The following is an 18,367-nucleotide window of genomic DNA, read 5'->3' as shown; positions in this document are numbered from 1 at the left end:
ATTCATATTTCCCTCACGACTAGGAGCGAAGCGGGGTAGCTGCGTGCCATGATCGTGTGCATGACCTCTCCAAAATTAGCTATTCAGACGGACTCCGGTCGCATGTACAGTCGCCAAGTCGGCGGACCGGGGATTGTCCCATCCATCACCACAGTCATCGGCACAGATGCCATGGACCTAACTGGATGGGCTGGGTACATGGCGGCGAAAGCCCTTTCTGAGGATCAGCGTTTGGGGCAGGCCTTGGGGGACCAGCGACAAATGCGCTCGCTAATCCGCGCTGCCGCCAGCGCTTCCGAGAGCTATCGTGACCAAGCCGCCGCTCGCGGGGATCGAGTACATAACTACGCGGAAGCCTTTGCACTTCGAGCCTTGGGTATGGAGCACGATGTGGACGCGGCCAAGGCTGCGCTGGAGCAGAACAATGAGCTTGGGTACTTGCAGCACTTTGAAAAGTGGTGGGCTGATTACAACGTTGAGCCGCTCGCTGCAGAGATCACCATTTGGAACGAAAGTGTTGGCTACGCGGGAACTATCGACCTGGTCGCAAAGATCGGCGGTCGGGTGTGCATCGTGGATTACAAAACTAAAACCTCGGATCGTGACGGGATCGTCAAGCGTCCCGATGACAAGGCCATCATGCAACTAGCCGCGGCCTGCAAGGCTGAAGAACAAATCGTGGACGCCGAGCAAGGGCAGTGGAAGCCGTGGGAGTACGGCACCGACGCAATGCTACTCGCCGTGGCATTGGGAGACGCCGGCACCAGGACATTTATGGCGCCTGCACCGGCGCTTCCTGACTATTGGGCGAAGTTCTACGCGTTGAAGCGGAATTGGGAAGCGTCGTACAAGATTTCCCAGTCTCGCGCTACGCTGGCCGAAATCACGCCGCCAACTCAATAATGCCCGGTCGTGACCGCGTAGACTGGAACGGTTAGCATTCGTGAAAACGAAAGCTAATACCAATGTCAACGGCAGGGAAGGTACCAGCGGATAATGGCGATTTTGGGAATTCGGATCATCGGAGACCCCGTTCTACGCACGCAAGCGCAGGAGGTGACCGACTTTGGCCCGGAGCTCCAGAAGCTCGTCGAAGACATGGATCAGACGATGGAAGACGTCCATGGTGCTGGCCTCGCCGCGCCACAAGTGGGCGTTTCTCTGCGAGTATTCACCTACCAAATTGGCGAAGAACGTGGCCACATCGTCAACCCAGTGCTGGAACTAAGCGATGATTTTCAGGACGATCAAGTTGAAGGTTGCCTGTCCATCCCAGGTGTTGCCGCACCGGTGCCTCGTCGTCGGTACGTAAAAGCTAGTGGTTTTGATAAGTTCGGCAATCCGGTGCAGCTTGAAGGCGCCGACATGCTAGCCCGTTGCTTCCAACACGAAACGGACCACCTAGACGGGATCCTTTTCTTGGACCGTCTAGCACCAGAGGAAAAGAAGGCGGCCTACCGCACCCTGCGCGCAGCCAACTACTCACAAACCGCCAACGCTACCGTGCAAAAACGCGCTGGTGCCTTGGGGTCCAGCTTCGGCGCAGGGTTGGGGAACTAGAGCATGCGAATCCTTTTTGCCGGTACGCCGCAAGTGGCGGTTACTTCGCTTAATTACCTGCACGAAGCAGGTTTTGAGATCGCCGCGGTATTAACCCGCCCAGACGCACCTTTGGGGCGTAAGCGTGTGCTGACCCCTTCTGCGGTGGCAGCGCGTGCTGCTGAACTTGAAATACCGATCATCAAGGCAGCAAAAATTACCGAGGAAACCACCGCCACACTACGCGAGCTAAACATCGATGCTGCAGCCATTGTTGCTTATGGTGGCCTGGTCCCAGAGGCTGCCCTCAACGTACCAACGCACGGGTGGATCAACCTTCACTTCTCGTTGCTGCCTGCATGGCGTGGCGCGGCCCCGGTACAACACTCGATCATCCACGGCGATGACATCACCGGCGCAGTGACCTTCCAGCTTGAAACCGGGCTGGATACCGGTCCGGTCTTTGGCCAAGTAACCGAGCAGATCCACGAATTAGACACTGCCGGCATCATGCTCGATCGGCTCAGCCAGTCCGGCTCCACCTTGCTGGTTCAGACCCTGCAGGCCTTGGATTCCGGGCAGGCGCTGGCTGTCGCGCAGTCCGGCTCGCACACCTATGCGCCGAAGATTACCGACGTTGACGCGCAGCTGGACTTCACTCGTCCAGCCACCGAAATCCGTCGCCGCGCGCACGGAACCACGCCGTTCCCAGGAGCCTGGGTTCAGGTTGAAGACAAACGCTATAAGTTCGGCCCACTGCGCGAGCATCGCGACCTGACCGATTTGGCGCCCGGCGAAGTACGCATCGAGGCGGGCAAACAGCCAAAGGTGTATATCGGCACCGCAACTTGGGCTCTTGAGCCCACCCAAATTCAGCCTCCGGGCAAAAAAATGATGAACGCCTCCGACTGGGCACGTGGCGTGCTCACCCAGGGAACGAAAGTGAGCTTCGCATGAGCGGGCAAGAACAACGCGGGGGATACCGCGACAACGAAGCACGTCGTAATGAGCAAGGACGCACCCGAAACCGTGGCGGTTCCGGGCCGCGTCAGTTCTCAGCGTCGGCTCCAGGCCAGCGCAAACGTCAGGCCAACCCTGCTCGACTGGTAGCCTTCAAGGTCTTGCGCGAAGTTTCCGGCGCCGATGCTTACGCCAACTTGGTGCTGCCAAAGCTGATTCGTGAGTATCAGCTGGACCGCCGCGACGCAGGTTTTGCCACCGAACTGGCCTACGGCGCATTACGCGGCCAGGGCTTCTACGACGCGATCTTGGCTACCTTGGTGGACCGCCCGCTCAGTGAGCTCGATCCGGCCATCCTAGATGCGCTTCGAGTCGGTGCACACCAGCTTTTGGCGATGCGCGTGCCAAAACATGCCGCCCTTGATGAGACCGTTTCCTTGGCCCGTGCACAGATTGGTGCCGGTCCATCCGGGCTAATCAACGCGGTGCTACGCCGTGTCTCAGCCCAAGAAGCCGACGCATGGATCCAGCAGCTGACCAAGGATGCAAGCTCGGATTCGCAGCGACTTTCCATCGAGCACTCACATCCGGACTGGATCGTCCGCGCCTTGCGTGGTGCGTTGATCGCTCACGGCCGAGATGCTGGCGAGCTCGAAGCGTTGCTGCAGGCCGATAACTTGGCCCCTTTGGTGAATCTGGTGGCCTTGCCAGGTCTTGGCGATCTTGAAGCTGCTCTTGAAGCTGGCGCTGAACCGGGCACCCTGCTCGCCGATTCTGCCACCTACAAGCACGGCGACGTGGCACGAGTCCCCGGCGTTAAAGAGGGCACGGTCCGCGTTCAGGATGCCGGCAGCCAGGTCATGGCCCGCGCCTTGGCCGGGATCGAATTGCCCGAAGCTGGCGAGGATCGCTACTGGTTGGACTTGTGCGCCGGCCCCGGCGGTAAGGCCGCACTGCTAGGCGCTCTTGCCGTCCAGCGTGATGCTCGACTGACCGCCAACGAGCCAACCACTCACCGTGCACGGTTGGTCGCCAACTCGTTGGATGCCGTACCGCACGATTACTGGATGCTGACCGAAGAAGACGGACGCACCTTCGGCGGGGCGGATTACACCGGGGACTACGACCGAATCATGGTTGATGCCCCCTGCTCAGGCCTCGGTGCACTGCGTCGTCGTCCCGAATCTCGTTGGCGCAAAGCCCCCCGCGATATTCCTGAGCTGACCGCGCTGCAGGGCGAACTGCTGGACGCGGCGTTTAACGCGGTGCGCGTTGGTGGCGTCGTCGGTTTTGTCACCTGCTCGCCACATCAGGCTGAAACCCGCTTGGTGGTTGAGGACTTCCTCAAGCGCCACGAGAATGCTGCCCTGCTAGATACCGGATCGGCCGTGTCCAAGGTGATGTACCCTCAGGATGCCGACGCGTCCCATGCCCTGGGGGATGGAACCACGGTGCAGTTGTGGCCACATATTCACGGCACCGACGCCATGTTCATGGCCATCATCACCAAAAAGTCCTAGTTCACCCGAGTCACAAGGAGTACCTATGGGTCACCCACGGATTAATCCTTCGATCCTGTCCGCCGATTTTGCCAACCTCGCCAGCGAATTAGAGCGGATCCACACCGCCGACGGGGTGCACGTGGACGTGATGGACAACCACTTTGTACCTAACCTCACGCTCGGCTTGCCGGTAGTCCAGGCCCTGCACTCGGTAGCCAAGCTGCCCATCGATGTGCACCTGATGATTGAAAATGCCGATCGTTGGGCGCCAGAATATGCGCAGCTCGGGGTGGATTCTGTCACATTCCACGCTGAGGCTTCCGCCGCTCCGATCCGGTTGGCCCGTGAGCTGCATGCCGCTGGTTCCAAGGCCTCGATGGCGTTGCGCCCAGCAACGCCGATCGAGCCCTACTTGGACATGCTCGGGGAATTGGACATGGTTCTACTGATGACCGTCGAGCCCGGCTTTGGCGGTCAAAAGTTCCTTGACTTGGTGCTTCCTAAGATTAAGCGCACCCGTGCGGCGATCGAAGGCACCGGAAAGCCCATCGCGCTTCAGGTGGACGGCGGCATTTCGCGCGATACGATTCTGCGCGCAGCTGAAGCTGGAGCCGACGTATTTGTCGCCGGATCCGCGGTCTACTCAGCGCCTGAGCCATCGGCCGAGATCGACGTATTACGCAACCTTGCACTCGGTGGACACTGAGCCGGCGCAAATGTGCCACAATAACTTGTAGTAAACACGAATACGTGCTCCGGGGTCGGTGTAAGTCCGAACCGGCGGTGATAGTCCGCGACCCGCGTCCAAGGCCACAAGCCAAGGAAGCGGTTGAACTGGTGAAATTCCGGTACCGACAGTTAAAGTCTGGATGGGAGAAGCACGAATTTGATTTGCCTATTGGTACTGCTGATGACCCGTCAAGGGGCATCTGTCTAAAGCAGAGCCACAGGCCCATCAAATGCACACCCCCGGAGCCGCCGCTTCGAGAAGGGTGAAATGATGGATTTCCTGCGGTGGCTCATTGAAGCTTTTAACTCACAAATTGCGATCGGCTCCTCGGCACTTTTGGTGCGCGAAGTTGTTGGCAATATCTTTGGTCTGGCCAGCGCCGTTGGCGGCATGCGCCGTAAAGTCTGGGCCTGGCCGATCGGCATTATCGGCAACCTGCTACTGCTCACGGTCTTTTTGGGCAGCCTCTTTGATACCGGCTACACGGCCAACCTCTGGGGACAAGCCGGCCGCCAAATCATGTTCATCGCTGTGTCGATATTCGGCTGGTACCGCTGGAAACAGGCCAAAAATGGCACCGGTAACGCCGTCACCCCACAATGGGCATCCAATAAATCCCGCGTGGCGCTGGTAGCAATTTTGTTGCTGGGCACCGTGGCGCTCACTCCACTGTTCCGGGTCCTCGGATCCTACGAACCAGTGTGGGCCGATGCCTGGACCTTTGTTGGTTCGATGCTCGCCACCTACGGCATGGCCAAGGGTTGGGTCGAATTCTGGCTGATTTGGGTGGCTGTGGACGCCGTAGGTGTGCCATTACTGTTCTCCGCCGGCTACTACGCCAGCGCCTTTATGTACCTGTTCTACGGTGCTTTTACGCTGATCGGATTCTTCGTTTGGGCCAAGTCCAAACGCGACGAAAAACCCCAGATCGCCACCGACATGCCTGATCCGACGATCAGCACGCAACGCTAGGGGCACCAAGACATGGTGAAACCACAACAGCTTGAAGCGGCGCTACGTACCGCGCTAGAAACCGCGGGGCGAGGACATCGAGGCGCCAATCCCTTGGTCGGTGCCTGCATTCTTGACGCCGGAGGCAATATCATCGCCACCGGCTACCACCTAGGTGCCGGCCACCCGCACGCCGAAGTTGATGCACTGCGTCGACTAGGCAAGATCGACCGTGCAATCGCTGCCGAACTGGCGATGATCGTCACCCTTGAGCCGTGCAACCACACCGGTCGCACCGGTCCCTGCGCGGAAGCGATCGCAAAGGCGGGCATCGGCCAGGTCTATTACGCGGTCAGCGACAATACCGCGGCCAGCGGGGGAGCGGACTACCTGCGTAGCCGTGGCATTACCGCCACCCAGTTCAGCGACGATAGCGCAGCGCGAAACCTCAACCATCGCTGGTTTATGGCCAAGGAAGCGCAGCGACCGTTTATTACGGTCAAGCTCGCGCAGTCCTTGGATGGACGAATTAATGCGCCCGATGGCACCAGCCAGTGGATCACCTCGGACGCTTCGCGCAATCACGCCCACGCCCTGCGCGCCCGAGTTGACGCGATCCTGGTTGGGACAAATACTGCGGTGCTGGATAACCCACGGCTCAGCGCCCGAACCCGCGATGGTCAGCTGCATGCAAAGCAGCCGTACCGATTGGTCATGGGCCGCCGCGAGTTGCCTGCGGGTTTGGCGCTGGCTGAAACCCCGCAGTGGGAGCAGATCGCCACGCACGACGTGCATGAAATCATCGCCCGCGCCAATGAGCTGGGCATCGGGCACCTGTTGATCGAAGGCGGGGCGACGGTGGCTTCGGCCTTTATCGCCGCTGATCTGGCCGACGAACTGTACTGCTACCAGGCGCCGTTGTTAATTGGCGCCGGGAGTAATTCGGTGAACCTGCCCACCACCACCTTGAGCCAGGCCCATAGCTACCGACTAGATGTTGCCAGCAACGAGTCGCTGACCCGGCTGGGAGATGACATCATGCTTCATCTTGAGCCATTGCCCCGGTCCTAGCGATCGCCCCACCAAATTTTTCAGGAGAAATAATGTTTACCGGAATTGTCACCGGCCAAGGCACCATTGAAGGAATCGAATCCTTCCCCGAGCAAGACCTGGCCGTACTCACCCTGCGCGCACCAGGGCACACCGAAGACCTAGGGCTCGGAGGGTCCTTGGCAGTTAACGGTGTCTGCCTGACCGCAACCGAACTTGATGGCGAAAAGCTGCGTGTGGACGTGATGGGTGAAACCCTGCGCCGCACCTCCACCGGTGATCTGGCCACCGGGGATCAGGTCAACCTTGAGCGCTGCACTCCAGCCGGTGCGCGCTTGGATGGCCACGTTGTTCAGGGCCACGTTGATACCGTTGGCCAGGTGTTGGCCCGTGAGGACCACGGACAGTGGACCACCTTCCGCATTTCGATCGACGACGCCTATGCACCGCTCACCGCCGAAAAAGGCTCCATCGCCCTTGATGGTATTTCGCTGACGCTCACCGGGGTGTCACCGGCCAGCAGTGCAGGTGAACATTGGGTCGAAGTGGGGATCATCCCGATCACCCTGGCCGAGACCACCATGGGCTCACGCCAAGTCGGCGACAAAATCAACATCGAGGTTGACGTGCTGGCCAAGTACGTCGCGCGCCTGAACCAGTTCGGGGGCCAGCAGTAATGACCGGCTCTACCCTTGATTCCATCCCGACTGCGCTCGCGGCGCTGGCCGCCGGATCAGCGGTGGTGGTCGTGGACGATGAGGATCGCGAGAATGAAGGCGACATCATTTTTGCCGCCCAGCACGCCACCCGCGAACTGATGGCTTTCACCATCCGCTACACCTCCGGGGTTATCTGTGTTCCGATGCCCGCCGAGCGCGCCGACGCGCTGGGTCTGGGTCCCATGGTGGGCATCAACCAGGATGCTAAAGGCACCGCGTTTACCGTCACCGCCGATGCCGCCCAAGGCATCACCACCGGAATTTCGGCCGCTGATCGTGCGCTGACCACCCGTTTGCTCGCCGACCCGCACACCACGCCAGCTCAGCTTTCGCGCCCCGGGCACATTTTCCCGCTGCGCTCTGCCACCGGCGGGGTACTTAATCGCCGTGGTCACACCGAAGCTGCCGTGGATTTGTGCCAAGCTGCCGGGCTGGAACCGGTGGGCGTCATCGGTGAAATCACCAACGACGACGGCGAAATGATGCGCCTAGATGATTTGCGCACTTTTGCCGCCGAGCATCACCTGCCCATCATTTCCATCGACGATCTGGCACGCTGGCGCCGAGTTAACGATGAAATTGAACTGACCGATCCGACCAAGCTGCCCACCGCATTTGGTGATTTCACCGCACGAGCTGCCACCGCTGAAGGCCACGAACATATGGTGCTCAGCCACGGGGGACCAAACGGTTCTGCGCCGAGTAACCTAGTGCGGATCCATTCCGAATGCCTGACCGGCGACATCTTTGGCTCCTACCGTTGTGATTGTGGCGAACAGCTACACGCTTCGATGGCACAGATCGCCGCCGAAGGTGGGCACATCATCTACATCCGCGGACACGAAGGTCGTGGCATCGGCCTGGCCAACAAACTGCGCGCCTACGCCCTGCAAGAAGCCGGCATGGACACCCTGGATGCCAACCTGCACCTCGGCTTCCCGGCCGACGCTCGTGAATACTTTGCGGTGGCCGCCATCCTGCGCTCCATGGGGATCGACACTATTCGGCTGCTGAGTAACAACCCGGACAAACAAGAAAAGCTCACCAACGCCGGCATCACCGTGGACGAGCTAGTCGCCCTGCGCATCACGCCACGTGAGCAGAATTCCGCCTACCTGCACACTAAGCAGAGCAGGTTTGGACACCGCTTGGATCTGCCGGATGTACTGACTGAAACCGAAGACAACGCCTACCACGGCGCCTAATTTCACTACTTGCAAAGGACGAAGTTCATGAGTAAGCACGGAGCACCAACCAACGTTACCGATCAGCTAAAGGATCTGGCATCGAGCAAGAAGTTCTCCAGTCTTAAGGTCGCGATCCTGGCCGCAAGCTGGCACGAAGTCATCATGGACGGGCTTATCAACGGCGCGCAACGGGCGGCCAAAGACGCGGGACTAGAACAAAGCACCACGCTGATTCGTGTTCCTGGCACCTTTGAGTTGCCGGTTGCCGCAGCGAGTCTAGCCAGCGACTACGACGCGATCATCGCCCTCGGTGTGGTCATCCGCGGTGGCACCCCGCACTTTGACTACGTCTGTTTATCCGCGACCAACGGCTTAACTAATGTGAGTGTTGACACCAAAACTCCTATTGGGTTCGGCGTTCTCACCTGCGATAACGAAGAGCAGGCACTGGAGCGTGCAGGCTTGGAAAACTCCAGCGAAGACAAGGGATACGAAGCGTATTCGGCAGCGGTCATGACCGTCGCGGCGCTGGGGTAGCTATCGGCTGGCCCGTCACAAAGGGGCACGCAAATGTAGCTACCGACATGAACGGGGCTAAGATTGGTAGCGTGAAAACTTTTGACGAGCTCTTCAGCGAACTATCGCTCAAGGCACAAGAACGCCCGGAAGGCTCTCGTACCGTCACCGAACTCGACTCTGGTGTCCACGGCATCGGTAAAAAAGTTGTCGAGGAGGCCGCCGAAGTTTGGATGGCTGCGGAGTACGAAACTGACGAGGCCGCTGCTGAGGAAATCTCCCAGCTGCTCTACCACCTTCAGGTTCTCATGATCGCCAAGGGAATGACCTTGGCCGACGTTTACAAGCATCTATAGCCGTAGCAGGTGCTCGACCGGGTCGCACTAGACCCGGTCATCCACCTTGCACGGCAGAAACAACGGCCAACGAATCTAATCCTTGGCGCTTGTTTATGGCTGAACGCCGCAGCGCCACACTGACGAAATGAGTCAACAATGCTCCGCGTAGCCCTACCCAATAAGGGTGCCCTGTCTGAAATTGCTTCCACTATGTTCAAGGAAGCCGGCTACCTCCAGCGCCGCGATACTCGCGAACTGGTCCTAGTCGACGAGGAAAACCAGGTTGAATTCTTCTACCTGCGTCCCCGCGATATCGCTGTTTATGTTGGTCGCGGCATCCTCGATGTTGGTATCACCGGTCGTGACTTGTACCTAGATGCTGACGTGGACGACGACGTCGAAGAGAAGCTGTCCCTCGGCATTGGCAAGTCCACTTTCCGCTTTGCCGCTCCGATCGGTTCCTTCAACGACGCACAGCAGCTCAACGGCAAGCGCATCGCCACAAGCTACGACATCCTCCTGCGTAACCTGCTCAAAAAGGCCGGCATCGAAGCATCCATCGTTCGCCTTGACGGCGCTATCGAGTCCTCGGTCCGTCTTGGCGTGGCCGATGCTATCGCCGATGTTGTCGAAACTGGCAACACCATCAAGGCTGCGGGCATGGAAATTTTCGGCGATCCGCTGCTGAAGTCTGAAGCCGTCTTGATCGGCCGAGTTGGCCACAAGCCATCCGGTCTTGACGTGCTGATCCGACGCCTCAACGGTGTGCTTGTAGCCCGCCAGTACGTCATGCTCGACTACGACGTGCGCCGTGAACAGGCCGAAGAAGCATGCGCCCTCACCCCTGGTCTGGAGTCGCCAACCGTCTCGGATCTGGCCAACTCTGAATGGGTTGCCGTTCGCGCGATGGTCAAGAAGTCGCAGACCAACAACATCATGGATGAACTATACGACGTGGGCGCTCGCGCCATCTTGGTCAGCCAGATCCACGCCTGCCGCATCTAGTAGATAAGGAACGTACTTCGATGAGCGTTGCAATTCGTGTTATTCCTTGCCTCGATGTTGATGCCGGTCGTGTTGTTAAAGGTGTGAACTTTGAGGGTTTGCGCGATGCCGGGGATCCTGTGGAGCTTGCTCGCCGGTATAACGATGCCGGTGCTGACGAGCTGACCTTCCTGGATGTCACCGCGTCCAGCTCGGCCCGCGAAACCACTTACGATGTGGTCCGTCGTACCGCAGAAGAGGTCTTTATCCCGCTGACCGTCGGTGGTGGCGTTCGCGCTGCTGAGGACGTTGACCGTTTGCTACGAAATGGCGCTGATAAGGCGTCCATCAACACCGCTGCGGTTACTCGTCCGGAGGTCATCAACGAGATCACCGAGCGCTTTGGCTCTCAGGTGCTTGTACTTTCGGTTGATGCCCGTCGCACCGACGATCCGAAAATTGCTTCGGGATTTGAAGTGACAACTCACGGCGGCCGTACCGGCACCGGAATGTGTGCCGTTGCGTGGGCCAAGGAAGCGGCCGAACGCGGCGTGGGGGAGATCCTACTCAACTCAATCGACGCCGACGGCACCAAGGACGGGTTTGATCTGGAAATGATTCGTGCGGTGCGAGCTGCTGTCTCGGTTCCTTTGATCGCTTCTGGCGGAGCTGGCAAGCCTGAGGACTTCCCGCCGGCGATTGAAGCTGGCGCGGATGCAGTCCTCGCCGCGTCAATCTTCCACTTTGGTCCGAAGGACATGATCGCTCAGGTGAAGCAAGCGATCCGCGATGCGGGTTATCCAGTTCGCTAGTTTTTGATCGTCAAGATGCCCAGTCCATTCGGACTGGGCATTTTGGTTTAAAATTCTAGTCGTTGGCGATGAGTTCTTTCTTTGTTCGCCACACATCCATGGGCAACGTGTTGCTCGGCACCGCTGCCTGTCCCGGAATGGCTTCCCAAGGACCTCCGTCGACACTGAATTCGCCGCGGTAGAGCGTTGTTACTCTGACCCCAAATTTGCCTGTTTTAGTGTACGAGTGACTAGTTTTTGTTTCTTCGCGTAGTGTATGCGACGGCATGGCCTCGCCAGGGAAATTCAGGTTCCTAGTGGCACCATCGCCATAGTTCCAGTTCCATTGGATCGGGATTGCTTTGATCCGAACGTCTGATCCCGATAAATTGGAGTTGAATTCTTGTGTCTCTTCACTGGCCCAGAAATGCGTATGACCGTTACGCAGCGAGAACTTGTTCGGACTGCTTTGTACGTTGGAACCCTTGATTGGGAAGGACCTGAATTTTTCGAGGGTGATACGAATTTGTTCGACAAATCCCTCCTTAGGCAGATCTTTCGGTGGTTCGTCCCCTGGGCAATATTGGTATTGTCGAACAAAGACGTTTTTAGTTGAATAGATCTGCCGCGTGATAGGTCTGGAACCATCAGGGCAGGCGGGAACATCTGGATTTACATCGCATCCCGCGTGGTCGTCATGCCCAGTAAAGCATTCATAAATATCACGTACCTTGAATTTTGGCTTTTTCTTCGGGCCGTTCTTGGTCGGCGTACGGTTGGGGTTCTCTTTGTAATATGTAGACGGTAGATCGTTCGTTTCTTCTCGGGGACTCTTGTCCGGGCATCCACCGGTATTATGTCCAGCTTCCTTTTCGTGGAGCTCTGCTTCATCTTTTTCGGGGCAAATTGCCATGGAAGCGCTCGGGGCTATCGCCTGAACAGGATAGACAGGAAGTAACAGAGTAGAGACCGCTAGTCCGAGGATTAGCCTTGTCGCAATCATGACTTCGGGTCGTCAAGGTCGATCAAGTAGACGCTCCAGCTATCATCGAACTCCATTCCAAGCGCTGCGACTTGGGACGGTCTCTTCTTTTTCTCGGAGTCAGGGTCGTTTGCTTTTGTGTAGAAAGTAGCGGAATCGATTTCAAATCTAACCGACACGATTGCGGTTTTCTTGTCTGGCATGTAACTATCGAATATTTTTACGTGGTGTCGCCCTCCAACCTGCCATTTTCCGCTGGTTTTAGCCTGGTCCGTCGGATCAATGATTGTGGTCGCACAGACGTAGCATTCCCGCAGCGTGTGCTTTTTTAGAGGTTCGGAATCATTTGTTTCTATGCTGTAATTGATCAATTCAAAATAGTATTCTGCGAAGGCAGAAGCTCCATCCGTGGATTTTTCTTTGGCCGCTGCAGGCATCTTTGGTATTGGTACATTTTTTGCAGGACCTTCGGCGGAACTTGGTTCATAACGACGAGGGTCGGACGACGTATCAGGTGCAGCTGATTGCTCAGATGATCTTGTCGGAGAAGCGGTCTGCTCTGTTGTGGCTCCGCCCTCCGTTGGACTGGACGAGGCGCCCGAGCTGCATCCCGCGAGTACGAATATGATCGATACCATGACAACTAACTTCGGAGTTCTCACAGCAATCCTCCTTATGGCCTTCGTGACTTCGGTTGGCGCTATCCTATGTCTGCGATGCCCTTGTTAGGGAGGTGTTTGCTGGAAATTGTGGAAAAATCGTTGAATTCGTTGGCTTGCAGGTGCCGGATTGACTGTAACGGACGGTCTTTTCGTAGCAGCGAGAGGTTAGGTTGAAATTTGGCAAGTTGGTTTCGTCTTTGCTTGTCATGGCAGGTGTCAATCAAGATGAGGGCAAATCGGATCTCATTCTTTGAGTCCTGTGGCGAAGAAAAACGATCCCACGCTTGATGGGTGCGCCAAATGGCATCCGGATTGGGTCCGAAGGAACAAAAAAGTAACTCAAGCGAACGGCCAGACCGAACGTAGGCGTAGTCTCGGAAAGAAAATAAACCGTCTAGTCGTCGCCTGCCAGACAATGGCGCAACTTGCAGGCGCTTCTGCCTCAATATTTTTCTTGCCGTTATCAATTTGCCGCGAGGAAACTAATACACGTAAAGGCTGGAATGGCATACGTTGATGACGAGAATCAACGCTCCCGCTAGGCGCCGAGGATTCAAAACCTGGCCTTTTCATGAGCTGCTTTTTGGAGCCGGTGACTGATTTCTTACGGATCTAGTGCTGGTGGTAAAGGCACCTTCGTTTTGGCCGTTCTAACCAAGATTGCCTAGTCATGAAAGTGCTGGAGACATCTAAATAGAATCTCGTTGCGTCATTAGTGCAGACGAGTGGCCTCAGAGGCTGAAGAGGGAAAGTCCCTGGTCTGTTACTAGAACCCTGGCTTGAAACCCTTGACGATTTCTAACGCGGTTTCTCCGCCTTCGAAGAGCACGAGGCTCTGATCGATGCGGCCGAATCCGTAGAGCATTAATTCGGTGACTGGACCGGTGATCGACACGGCGTTAGGTGCCTTCTTAGCCACGTGGCGCTGTCCATCGGGACGGGTCAGGATGATGCCGACCGGTGCCTTTCGGAAGAGCACACGCGACATGCGGGTGAGGGACTGCCAGAGCATCTCGGTGTACTGCTTGTCCAACACGCGAGGAGCCCACTGGCCACGAGCACGTCGAACATCTTCGGTGTGGATGAAGTACTCGGAGAGATTAGCGGCTTGATCGAACTTGTCGATAACAAACGGGGAGTACTTTGCCGGACCGGCGCGGAAGGTGCGAATCAGCGAGGCATAGCGTTCGGGGGACTGCGCGGCATTTGCCAGCTCGTCCACCTTGGCCTCAAGCTTCTTCGACAGCGGTTTGAACACAACCCCTGCGGCAAGGACGGATCGCTCGCGAATCACAAGGTGCGCGGCAAGATGACGGGTTTTCCACCCGTCACAAAGAGTGTCGGCGGTAGGGCCCGCGGCAAGCAGGGTCTCGGCCAACGCAAGTCTGGAAGCTTGAACTAAGTGCATCACTTTCGAAACTAGCACGCAGTGAGCATCGAATTGTGCAATGCGCGAGTAGTGTCGCCCAAGTCCTGCGATGTGTCCAAGAGCAGTACGTCATAGGGAGCTGGAACACAGTCAAAACCAGTATGCTAAGAGGGATGTCTACTTCTAACGACGGCTCGAGTCTGAGCCCCGAATCCCAAAGCCTGGATCCAGCAATCGCCGATCGACTTAAGCGCGACGGCAACGGACTGGTTGCGGCCATCGCACAGCAATATGACACCGGCAAGGTGCTCATGCTTGGTTGGATGGACGACGAGGCACTTCGCCGCACCTTGAGCACCGGACGCGTGACCTTCTACTCGCGCTCGCGACAGGAATATTGGCGTAAGGGAGATACCTCCGGGCACTACCAGTTCGTCAAATCTGTCGCGCTGGATTGCGACGGCGACGCCTTATTGGTGCAGGTAGATCAAGTTGGCGCTGCCTGCCACACCGGAACCGAATCCTGCTTCACCGATCGCGGCCTAGATGCCGTGGTCGGGAACCGTCCGGAATAAACTTCCCGGCTGAACACGTAGAAGAAGAACACAGATGAAAACTCTCGGCAAAATTTCCTTATCGCGCGAACAATTTGCCACCATGGCTGTGGACCGTCGCGTCATTCCCGTAACGATCACCGTGCTCGCTGACTCGTTGACCCCGATCGGGCTGTACCGGACCCTGGCCCAGGGCCGCCCGGGCACCTTCCTGATGGAATCCGCCGCTCCGGGCGGCGTGTGGAGCAGGTACTCGTTTATCGGCGTCAATTCGCCGGCGACCCTGAGCACACGTGGGGGAGAAGCGTACTGGCAGGGCCATGCTCCCGAAGGGCTACCCAACGGTGGCATCGGCGTTGAAGTTCTGCGCGACACCGTTCGCACACTCAAAACCGAACCAGTACCCGGGATGCCTCCGCTGACCGGTGGCATGGTCGGATTTGTCGGCTGGGACTGCGTTCGACACTGGGAGAAACTGCCTGCGCCGCCCGTGGATGACCTTAAACTCCCTGAGCTGAGCATGAACCTCGTGGCGGATATGGCCGCGCTTGATTCTGCTGAGGGCACGGTGACGCTGATCGCCAACGCCATCAACTTCGATGGCAGCGACGAGCACGTGGATGAGGCCTACGATGGTGCCGTCGCTCGCCTGCAGGCCATGCTTGATCAGCTCGCGCAGCCGGTAGAAGCCACCGCCTCGGTGCTTTCTGGCACCGATGTGCCTCGCGAAAAGCTGATGGATGCGGTGACGCATTCGTGGGCCGAAAACGAGTACTTGGAAGCGCTGGCTAAATCTAAGACGGCGATCGTCGACGGTGAAGTCTTCCAAATTGTGGTCTCCCGCCGTTTTGAGCTTGAGACCCAGGCCGATGCGTTGGACGTGTACCGCGTGCTGCGTGCGACCAATCCGAGTCCGTACATGTACCTGTTCAATTTTGAGAACGAAGATGGCGAAGCGTTCGAAATTGTCGGCTCCTCACCCGAGGCACTGGTGACCGTCAACGATTCTCATGTGGTGACACACCCGATTGCCGGATCTCGTCCGCGTGGGGCCAACTACGAAGACGACCAGCTCTTTGAGAAGTCGCTGATCAACGACGAGAAAGAACGCGCCGAGCACCTGATGCTGGTAGATCTTTCGCGCAACGATCTGTCCCGGGTCTGCCAAGCTGGCACCGTGGAAGTCACCCAGTTTATGGAAGTTGAACGCTTCAGCCACATCATGCACCTGGTCTCCAACGTGGTGGGCAAAACACGCGATGACATCGACGCCTACGATGTGCTGGCCGCAACTTTCCCCGCCGGAACACTCTCCGGGGCGCCCAAGCCCCGCGCACTGCAGCTACTCGATGAGTATGAGCCGTACCGCCGCGGAATTTACGGTGGTGTGGTTGGCTACCTCGACTTTGCTGGGGATATGGATATGGCCATCGCCATTCGTTCGGCACTGCTTAAAGGCGGGCGAGCCTATGTGCAAGCCGGAGGCGGCATCGTGAACGACTCAAAGTTCGAAGACGAAGCGCTGGAAACCGTGAATAAGGCAGCCGCACCACTACGCGCCGTCTGGGCTGCGCAGTCGATGAACGCCGCACACACCATCAACACCGAACTAGGTGAAAGCAAGTGAAAAAACTAACGAGCGCCCGATACCTGGCCCTACTGGGTGTACTGGGAGCGCTGCTGGGCTTTTGGTCCGCGACCCGCACCTGGATCACGGTGGACGTGAAGGCAACCTCGGTGCAGATCCCGCAGGTGGTGATTGATGGTGCTGACGCTGCGGCGTCGGTGACCGCCGTTGCTGTGGTGGTTTTGGCTGGTTCGCTCGCGCTGCTGATTGCCGGCAAAATTTCGCGTTACATCATTGCCGCGCTGAGCCTGTTGGCTGGTGTGGTGGCGATTACCGCCGGTATCGGTGCTTTGACTGATCCACAGTCCGTGGCCGCCACGGCGGTTTCTGAAGCCACCGGCCTGGCCCAAAATGCCGGAGATTATGCACTCACTCCGTGGCCAGCGGTCGCGATCTTGGCTGGTGCGGTAATGGCCTTGCAAGCGGTGCTGATTTTTGTCTTCGCCGCTCGTTGGCCAGCCAAAGCCAGCAAGTACGATCGCCAAGTCGCTAAAAAGGCCGACATCGCCGACGATGATTCCTCCCGCAACATCGCCAGCTGGGAACAGCTTTCGGTCGGTGAGGACCCGACATCTGAACCACGCTCGTAATCTTCGGTGGTGATTCGCGCCACCGATTTGAAACGAAAGCCCGCGCAAATAGGATGTGACCGGGCACTGATGGCAGAATAGTTCTTGAAGACCATCGCCGCCGGCCAGCATCCAAAGGCCGCGGCGCAGTAACAAACATGAGGAGAGCGCGAGAATGTCGCAGAACACCGAGATCGATCCGGTCTACGCCGAAGAGATTGGCCACGGTAACTCCATTGCAGCGTGGAGCTGCGTGCTGATCATGACCCTAGGTTTTGTCGTTGGCGGCATTGCTTTTGCGCTCCTAGCTTGGCCAATTGTTTGGGTCGGCTGCGGCATCGTAGTTTTGGGCCTGATTGTCGGCGCTATCTTGAAGGCAGCCGGTTTTGGTGTGGGTGGCGCCCGTAGCGGAGCAGCACACTAAATTGAGCGTTCTTGATGACATCATCGCGGGCGTCCGGGAAGACCTGGGCGCCCGTCGCGCAATCAACGACCTAGCTTCGATCAAGGCCGCTGCCGCGCAGGCTGCCCCTGCCCTCGACGCCTTTGCGGCTTTGGGCGGTGCTCCGTCGGGCGCGCGAGACACCACACTGCGGGTGATCTCCGAGGTTAAGCGAAAGTCTCCATCCAAGGGCGCACTGGCGGACATCGCCCAGCCTGCGGTCCTCGCGGTCGAATATGAAGCCGGCGGCGCATCGGTAATTTCGGTACTCACCGAAGCCCGACGCTTTGGCGGTTCGCTAAAGGATTTGGACGCGGTCCGCGCCGCGGTGCAGATCCCGGTGCTACGCAAGGACTTCACGGTCGACGAGTACCAGATTTATGAAGCTCGCGCCCACGGGGCCGACCTGATCTTGCTGATCGTTGCGGCCCTGGACGATCAACAGTTGGCCACGTTCCTTGAGCTGACACATCAGTTGGGCATGAACGCGCTAGTGGAGACGCACACCGAAGAAGAGATTGCGCGTGCGATCAAACTCGGTGCCAAAATCATCGGGGTTAACGTGCGCAATTTGAAGACGCTCGACGTTGATCCGGCAAACTTTGCACAATTGGCTCCGCTGATTCCCGCCGACGTGGTGATCGTCGCCGAATCGGGGGTTGAATCCACCGAGCAGGTCACGCAGTACGCCAGCGCTGGAGCCGACGCGATCCTGGTGGGCGAGGCACTGGTGAAACACGCCGAACCGCGTGCCACGGTCGCCGAATTCATCACCGCTGGGACCCAGGCCAAACCGCAACGCTAAAAGCCGCGGGGCAACCAGCACAAACTTTTTTCGTGCCCCGTTGGATCTTCCGACGGGGCACGAGACATACCACGAATCAAGTTTCGTTCA

Annotated in this window: 21 protein-coding genes and 1 riboswitch; of the genes, 18 read left to right on the top strand and 3 right to left on the bottom strand. The window is 58.0% G+C overall.

Going from position 1 to position 18,367, the window contains the following annotated elements; genetic code table 11:
• The first annotated feature begins 60 nt into the window (after positions 1-60).
• The 13 genes from EYR88_RS04315 to hisF all read left to right on the top strand — a co-directional run bounded on the left by EYR88_RS04315 (position 61) and on the right by hisF (position 11,288).
• Positions 61-903, top strand: coding sequence for a PD-(D/E)XK nuclease family protein (locus tag EYR88_RS04315; RefSeq protein WP_242632450.1), 843 nt, complete (start codon positions 61-63; stop codon positions 901-903).
• A gap of 93 nt (positions 904-996) precedes the next feature.
• Entirely contained in the window at positions 997-1,560 is a 564-nt protein-coding gene (def, locus tag EYR88_RS04310) for a peptide deformylase (protein ID WP_131088480.1), read from the top strand.
• Between the two features lie 3 nt (positions 1,561-1,563).
• Complete coding sequence (gene fmt / locus EYR88_RS04305) at positions 1,564-2,496, top strand: methionyl-tRNA formyltransferase (protein WP_131088479.1); 933 nt, start codon at positions 1,564-1,566, stop codon at positions 2,494-2,496.
• Positions 2,493-4,019, top strand: coding sequence for a transcription antitermination factor NusB (locus tag EYR88_RS04300; RefSeq protein WP_131088478.1), 1,527 nt, complete (start codon positions 2,493-2,495; stop codon positions 4,017-4,019). The genes fmt and EYR88_RS04300 overlap by 4 nt, the downstream gene beginning before the upstream one ends.
• Before the next feature lie 25 nt (positions 4,020-4,044).
• On the top strand, positions 4,045-4,707 hold the full coding sequence (gene rpe, locus EYR88_RS04295) for a ribulose-phosphate 3-epimerase (RefSeq protein ID WP_131088477.1): 663 nt from the start codon (positions 4,045-4,047) through the stop codon (positions 4,705-4,707).
• Between the two features lie 41 nt (positions 4,708-4,748).
• A riboswitch (FMN riboswitch) is annotated at positions 4,749-4,886 on the top strand.
• Positions 4,887-5,001: 115 nt separating this feature from the next.
• Complete coding sequence (gene pnuC, locus EYR88_RS04290; RefSeq protein ID WP_131089784.1) at positions 5,002-5,703, top strand: nicotinamide riboside transporter PnuC; 702 nt, start codon at positions 5,002-5,004, stop codon at positions 5,701-5,703.
• 12 nt (positions 5,704-5,715) lie between these two features.
• Positions 5,716-6,753: a bifunctional diaminohydroxyphosphoribosylaminopyrimidine deaminase/5-amino-6-(5-phosphoribosylamino)uracil reductase RibD gene (ribD, locus tag EYR88_RS04285; RefSeq protein WP_131088476.1), complete on the top strand. Its 1,038-nt coding sequence runs from the start codon at positions 5,716-5,718 to the stop codon at positions 6,751-6,753.
• 32 nt (positions 6,754-6,785) lie between these two features.
• Positions 6,786-7,409 carry a riboflavin synthase gene (locus tag EYR88_RS04280; protein WP_131088475.1) on the top strand — a complete coding sequence of 208 codons (624 nt, stop codon included), beginning with the start codon at positions 6,786-6,788 and terminating at the stop codon, positions 7,407-7,409.
• Positions 7,409-8,656 carry a 3,4-dihydroxy-2-butanone-4-phosphate synthase gene (gene ribB, locus EYR88_RS04275; RefSeq protein ID WP_131088474.1) on the top strand — a complete coding sequence of 416 codons (1,248 nt, stop codon included), beginning with the start codon at positions 7,409-7,411 and terminating at the stop codon, positions 8,654-8,656. Before EYR88_RS04280 ends, ribB begins: the two co-directional genes overlap by 1 nt.
• Before the next feature lie 27 nt (positions 8,657-8,683).
• The gene (gene ribH / locus EYR88_RS04270; protein WP_131088473.1) at positions 8,684-9,175 is read left to right on the top strand and encodes a 6,7-dimethyl-8-ribityllumazine synthase; all 492 of its coding nucleotides are present in this window, start codon (positions 8,684-8,686) and stop codon (positions 9,173-9,175) included.
• A 71-nt stretch (positions 9,176-9,246) separates the two neighbouring features.
• Complete coding sequence (locus EYR88_RS04265) at positions 9,247-9,510, top strand: phosphoribosyl-ATP diphosphatase (RefSeq protein ID WP_131088472.1); 264 nt, start codon at positions 9,247-9,249, stop codon at positions 9,508-9,510.
• 138 nt (positions 9,511-9,648) lie between these two features.
• The gene (gene hisG, locus EYR88_RS04260; protein WP_131088471.1) at positions 9,649-10,497 is read left to right on the top strand and encodes an ATP phosphoribosyltransferase; all 849 of its coding nucleotides are present in this window, start codon (positions 9,649-9,651) and stop codon (positions 10,495-10,497) included.
• 20 nt (positions 10,498-10,517) lie between these two features.
• Complete coding sequence (hisF, locus tag EYR88_RS04255) at positions 10,518-11,288, top strand: imidazole glycerol phosphate synthase subunit HisF (protein WP_131088470.1); 771 nt, start codon at positions 10,518-10,520, stop codon at positions 11,286-11,288.
• A gap of 55 nt (positions 11,289-11,343) precedes the next feature.
• Here the strand turns inward: hisF and EYR88_RS04250 are convergent, their stop codons facing one another.
• From EYR88_RS04250 to EYR88_RS04240, 3 genes are all read right to left on the bottom strand, one after another.
• A complete protein-coding gene (locus EYR88_RS04250; protein WP_131088469.1) occupies positions 11,344-12,180 on the bottom strand; it encodes a hypothetical protein in 837 nt (278 codons plus the stop codon).
• A gap of 86 nt (positions 12,181-12,266) precedes the next feature.
• Complete coding sequence (locus EYR88_RS04245; protein WP_131088468.1) at positions 12,267-12,911, bottom strand: DUF6318 family protein; 645 nt, start codon at positions 12,909-12,911, stop codon at positions 12,267-12,269.
• A 766-nt stretch (positions 12,912-13,677) separates the two neighbouring features.
• Positions 13,678-14,337, bottom strand: coding sequence for a TIGR03085 family metal-binding protein (locus EYR88_RS04240; protein ID WP_131088467.1), 660 nt, complete (start codon positions 14,335-14,337; stop codon positions 13,678-13,680).
• Between the two features lie 116 nt (positions 14,338-14,453).
• On the opposite strand from EYR88_RS04240, the gene hisI reads away from it, so the two are divergent.
• The 5 genes from hisI (at position 14,454) to trpC (ending at position 18,277) form a co-directional block, all read left to right on the top strand.
• The gene (gene hisI, locus EYR88_RS04235) at positions 14,454-14,855 is read left to right on the top strand and encodes a phosphoribosyl-AMP cyclohydrolase (protein ID WP_131088466.1); all 402 of its coding nucleotides are present in this window, start codon (positions 14,454-14,456) and stop codon (positions 14,853-14,855) included.
• Between the two features lie 34 nt (positions 14,856-14,889).
• Complete coding sequence (locus EYR88_RS04230) at positions 14,890-16,461, top strand: anthranilate synthase component I (protein WP_131088465.1); 1,572 nt, start codon at positions 14,890-14,892, stop codon at positions 16,459-16,461.
• Positions 16,458-17,051 carry a Trp biosynthesis-associated membrane protein gene (locus tag EYR88_RS04225; protein ID WP_131088464.1) on the top strand — a complete coding sequence of 198 codons (594 nt, stop codon included), beginning with the start codon at positions 16,458-16,460 and terminating at the stop codon, positions 17,049-17,051. The genes EYR88_RS04230 and EYR88_RS04225 overlap by 4 nt, the downstream gene beginning before the upstream one ends.
• Before the next feature lie 154 nt (positions 17,052-17,205).
• Positions 17,206-17,454, top strand: a complete 249-nt coding sequence (locus tag EYR88_RS04220) for an HGxxPAAW family protein (RefSeq protein ID WP_131088463.1) — start codon at positions 17,206-17,208, stop codon at positions 17,452-17,454.
• A 1-nt stretch (position 17,455) separates the two neighbouring features.
• Positions 17,456-18,277, top strand: coding sequence for an indole-3-glycerol phosphate synthase TrpC (trpC, locus tag EYR88_RS04215; protein WP_131088462.1), 822 nt, complete (start codon positions 17,456-17,458; stop codon positions 18,275-18,277).
• Positions 18,278-18,367 lie beyond the last annotated feature (90 nt).

This window comes from Arthrobacter sp. S41 (genome assembly GCF_004320535.1).
Classification (GTDB): Bacteria; Actinomycetota; Actinomycetes; order Actinomycetales; family Micrococcaceae; genus Glutamicibacter.
This window is presented reverse-complemented; position numbering and strand designations above follow the sequence as displayed.